This is a genomic window from Pseudomonas sp. (assembly GCF_050739995.1).
GTDB lineage: Bacteria > Pseudomonadota > Gammaproteobacteria > Pseudomonadales > Pseudomonadaceae > Aquipseudomonas.
In genome coordinates this window covers 1-3,361 of record NZ_JBOICG010000523.1, presented here as the reverse complement: position 1 = coordinate 3,361, position 3,361 = coordinate 1, and the positions used below count along the sequence as shown (strand labels likewise).

The following is a 3,361-nucleotide window of genomic DNA, read 5'->3' as shown; positions in this document are numbered from 1 at the left end:
AACCCCACCAGCGTCTGCAGCAAGGCGCGGCTGCTGTTCATCGGTCGTCTCCAGCCACGCCGTAGCCAGGGGAGCGGTCGGGAGCGAGGGCTCGATCGATGTAGTCCTGCACTTGCGGCCGGTAGGCGTCCCAGAGTTTTTGTAATTCACCGATAGGGTTTTCATCGGCCCAATCCACCCGCAGGTTGATGATGGGCCAGGTCAGTTCACCTACCACCACCAACGCGGCGGAATGCACCGGGCCGGCTTCGCCACCTGCGGCGATGGCGGCGTGCATCGCGGCCAGAAGGCGGTCTGCCAGTTGGCCTTCGCCGTGCTCAAACGCTTTGACCATTGCCTCGATCACGCGGCGGTCGGCAAGCATATTGCCCGCCGCCACGCACTGTTCGCCCGACACTGCGTTGTGGGTGCCCAAGGTTTCGCTGCCGCTGAAGTGCACGCAGCGCCCCAGGTGATCAATCGCCGTCAGTTGCCGGTACTGGCTGTAGCCGTTGCTCGTTAGGGCCTTGTCGACCGCCTCGGCAGGCGCCAGGCCTTGTTCCAGCAGGTCGAGTACGTCCGGGCCGAGGGCCGGCAGGGTGATGTTCTGGGTCGACACCGCTCCTACACCGGGCCGCAGCCACGGGCAACGGGCGCCCACGGCGATGCTCGATGAGCTGATGGCGATACCCAGTTGGCCGGTTTCGGCGCAACGGGCGACGATTGAAAAGGTCATGTGCAGCTCCTTACTCGGGAATGACGGCGATCACATCAATTTCCATCAGCCATTGCGGCTGGCCCAATGCCGAGACCACCAGCCCGGTGGAAATCGGGAACACACCCTTGAGCCACTTGCCGACTTCCTGATACACCGGCTCGCGGTAGCGTGGGTCGATCAGGTAAGTGGTGGTCTTGACGATATGACTGAGGTCGCTACCCGCTTCTTCCAGCAGTTGCTTGACGTTTTTCATGGCCTGCTCTGTCTGGGCACGCGGGTCGCCGAGGCCGATCAGGTTGCCCTCGAAATCAGTGCCCACCTGGCCGCGTACATACACGGTGTTGCCGGCACGTACGGCCTGGCACAGGTCGTTGTCCAGGCTCTGGTTGGGGTAGGTTTCCTTGGTGTTGAACATACGGATGCGAGTGTGAGTAGGCATCAAAAAGACTCCGGCAAAAAAGTGATCAGGCGCTGACAGGGGACTGGCGAGCCACCGGGGCGGCTTCGCGGTATTCAAGGTATTGGCGTTGGATCGCGATGTGGTCGGCCACGTATTTGGCGTCGTGCCACACCCCCCAGATAAACGACGAGCCCCGGCGCGATTGCCACGGCAAGCCGAGGAAATAGATACCCGATTCGCTGGCCACACCGCGCTGGTGCTGCGGCTTGCCGGCGGCGTCGAAGGCGTCGACTTTCAACCAGCTGTAATCCACGGCAAACCCGGTGGCCCAGATGATCGAGGTGATGCCGGCCTTGGCCAGGTCCAGTTCCAGGATCGGCTGCTTGATGCACTCGGCGTCGGGGAACACACGGCGCGCTTCGGGCTCCACGGGCAGGTCGAGGCCGTTGCGTTCGATGTAGGCGTCGGCCGCATCCAGCAGGGCCAGGTAGTTCTCGTCACCGCGTGCCAGGTTGTCCACCAGGTTGGCTTGGAAGCTTGCGGTGCTGCCGTTGAAGGACTGGGTCAAGCCAACCAGGGTCATGCCTTGCTGGGCGAGCTCGCGGAAGTCGATGGTCTTGCCGCCGTGGGCGCCACTCACGGCAATGGTCACGTGCTCACGACCGGGCTTCATCGCCGCTTGATCCCACTCGCCCAGTACCCCCAGCCACCAGCAGAAATCGCGGTTGCGATAGGCGCGGGGCGGGCGGTCGTGGGCGCCGACCGACAGGTACACCTGGCGCCCGGCGCGTTGCAATTCATCGGCGATCTGTACGCCGGACGAACCGGCACCCACCACCAGCACAGCGCCTGCCGGCAGTTGCGCGGGGTTGCGGTAGTCGGCGGAGTGGATCTGGTGCAGGGCGCTGTCTTTAGGGGCAATGGCCGGAATCACCGGCTTCTGGAACGGCCCGGTGGCTGCGACCACACGGTTGGCTTCGATCACCCCTTCGCTGGTGTGCACGGTGAAGCCGGGGCGGCCCACATTGCGCACCACAGAGAGCACATCGACGCCAGTGCGTATCGGTGCATTGAACTTGCGTGCATAGGCTTCGAAGTAGGCGGCAACGCGTTCTTTAGGCGCGAAACCGTCGGCGGCGACGTCATCAAATTCCAGCCCAGGAAAACGGTCATGCCAGGCCGGACCGTTGGCGACCAACGAGTCCCAACGCCCAGTGCGCCAGCGCTCGGCGATACGGCTGCGCTCCAGCACCAGATGCGGCACGCCTTGCTTGCTCAGGTGCTCGCTCATGGCGACCCCAGCTTGACCCGCTCCCACTACCAGCGTGTCTATTTTTGTTATTGCTTCAGTCATGTGTCTGTCCTTGCGTAATGCAGTTGGATTCAGCTTGGGCATGACTTCAAGGCTAGGGGGAGGGCGGTTTTTAATAAAATATTATTAAGCTGGGAAGTGAGCATAAATATCGGATGCAACCTCACCCTATCGGGTGATTCCGGTGACGGGATAGCTGTGTGACCATCCTTGCAGTTCTTTGAGCGAGTCTTTGAAGTGGAAAACGACCGGCTTTCTTCTGCGCAATGGTTCGACCAGATGGCCAGGGTGACAATGAGCATCGGGCAATCGGGGTTCGCCGCCACCTTGTTCGAGGCTCTCGGTTACATCCAGCCGATCCAGGCCACCACGTTGTATTTCTATCCCCGTGGCGGCATGCCCAGCGCGTTGTTCGAGGTGGAGGGACCGTGGTTGCCACAAGGCAATGTGCGCCAATACCTGTCCGGCTTTTATGTGCTCGATCCGTTTTACGGGGCCAGCGTCGAAGGCGTCAGTTCAGGTTGTTACGACCTGGCGGACGTCGCGCCCGATCACTTCGAGCTCAGCGAATACTTCCAGTCGTTTTACCGCCACTCACACCTGGAAGATGAGCTGAACTACATCCTGCAGTCGGGCAACGGGTCAAGCCTGGCCGTGTCGCTGGCGTTTACGCAGAAGCTCGATACCACGATCACCGAGCAATTCAAGCGCATCGCGCCGTGGGTGCTGGCGGCGCTGGACAAGCATTTTGTCGGTTTGGATGGCCACGGTGCGCGCTTCGAAAACGTGCTGGAGCAGCGCATTCACTCGGCACTCAACAACTTTGGTTCGTCGATTTTGACCGAGCGAGAATGCCGCATCGCCCAATTGATCCTGCGTGGGCACTCCACCCGCTCGTTGGCCGAGCGCCTGGATGTCTCTGAAGACACCATCAAGTCCCACCGCAAGCACA

4 protein-coding genes are annotated in these 3,361 nt (G+C 61.6%); 1 reads left to right on the top strand and 3 read right to left on the bottom strand.

Going from position 1 to position 3,361, the window contains the following annotated elements; genetic code table 11:
• Positions 1–37: 37 nt before the first annotated feature.
• From ACRESD_RS17115 to ACRESD_RS17105, 3 genes are read right to left on the bottom strand one after another with little or no spacing between them, the layout of a single operon-like run.
• On the bottom strand, positions 38–715 hold the full coding sequence (locus tag ACRESD_RS17115) for a DUF1028 domain-containing protein (RefSeq protein ID WP_431752001.1): 678 nt from the start codon (positions 713–715) through the stop codon (positions 38–40).
• Between the two features lie 10 nt (positions 716–725).
• Entirely contained in the window at positions 726–1,136 is a 411-nt protein-coding gene (locus tag ACRESD_RS17110) for a RidA family protein (protein WP_033896673.1), read from the bottom strand.
• Positions 1,137–1,161: 25 nt separating this feature from the next.
• Positions 1,162–2,493: a flavin-containing monooxygenase gene (locus tag ACRESD_RS17105; RefSeq protein ID WP_431752000.1), complete on the bottom strand. Its 1,332-nt coding sequence runs from the start codon at positions 2,491–2,493 to the stop codon at positions 1,162–1,164.
• Between the two features lie 195 nt (positions 2,494–2,688).
• Here ACRESD_RS17105 and ACRESD_RS17100 point away from each other — a divergent pair.
• A partial coding sequence (locus tag ACRESD_RS17100) for a helix-turn-helix transcriptional regulator (protein WP_431751999.1) occupies positions 2,689–3,361 on the top strand: 673 nt, incomplete at its 3' end.

What these genes read in the sequence shown, in the direction of transcription:
- ACRESD_RS17115 (WP_431752001.1), bottom strand. Translation starts at nt 715, where the DNA reads ATGACCTTTTCAATCGTCGCCCGTTGCGCCGAAACCGGCCAACTGGGT.
- ACRESD_RS17110 (WP_033896673.1), bottom strand. Translation starts at nt 1,136, where the DNA reads ATGCCTACTCACACTCGCATCCGTATGTTCAACACCAAGGAAACCTAC.
- ACRESD_RS17105 (WP_431752000.1), bottom strand. Translation starts at nt 2,493, where the DNA reads ATGCCCAAGCTGAATCCAACTGCATTACGCAAGGACAGACACATGACT.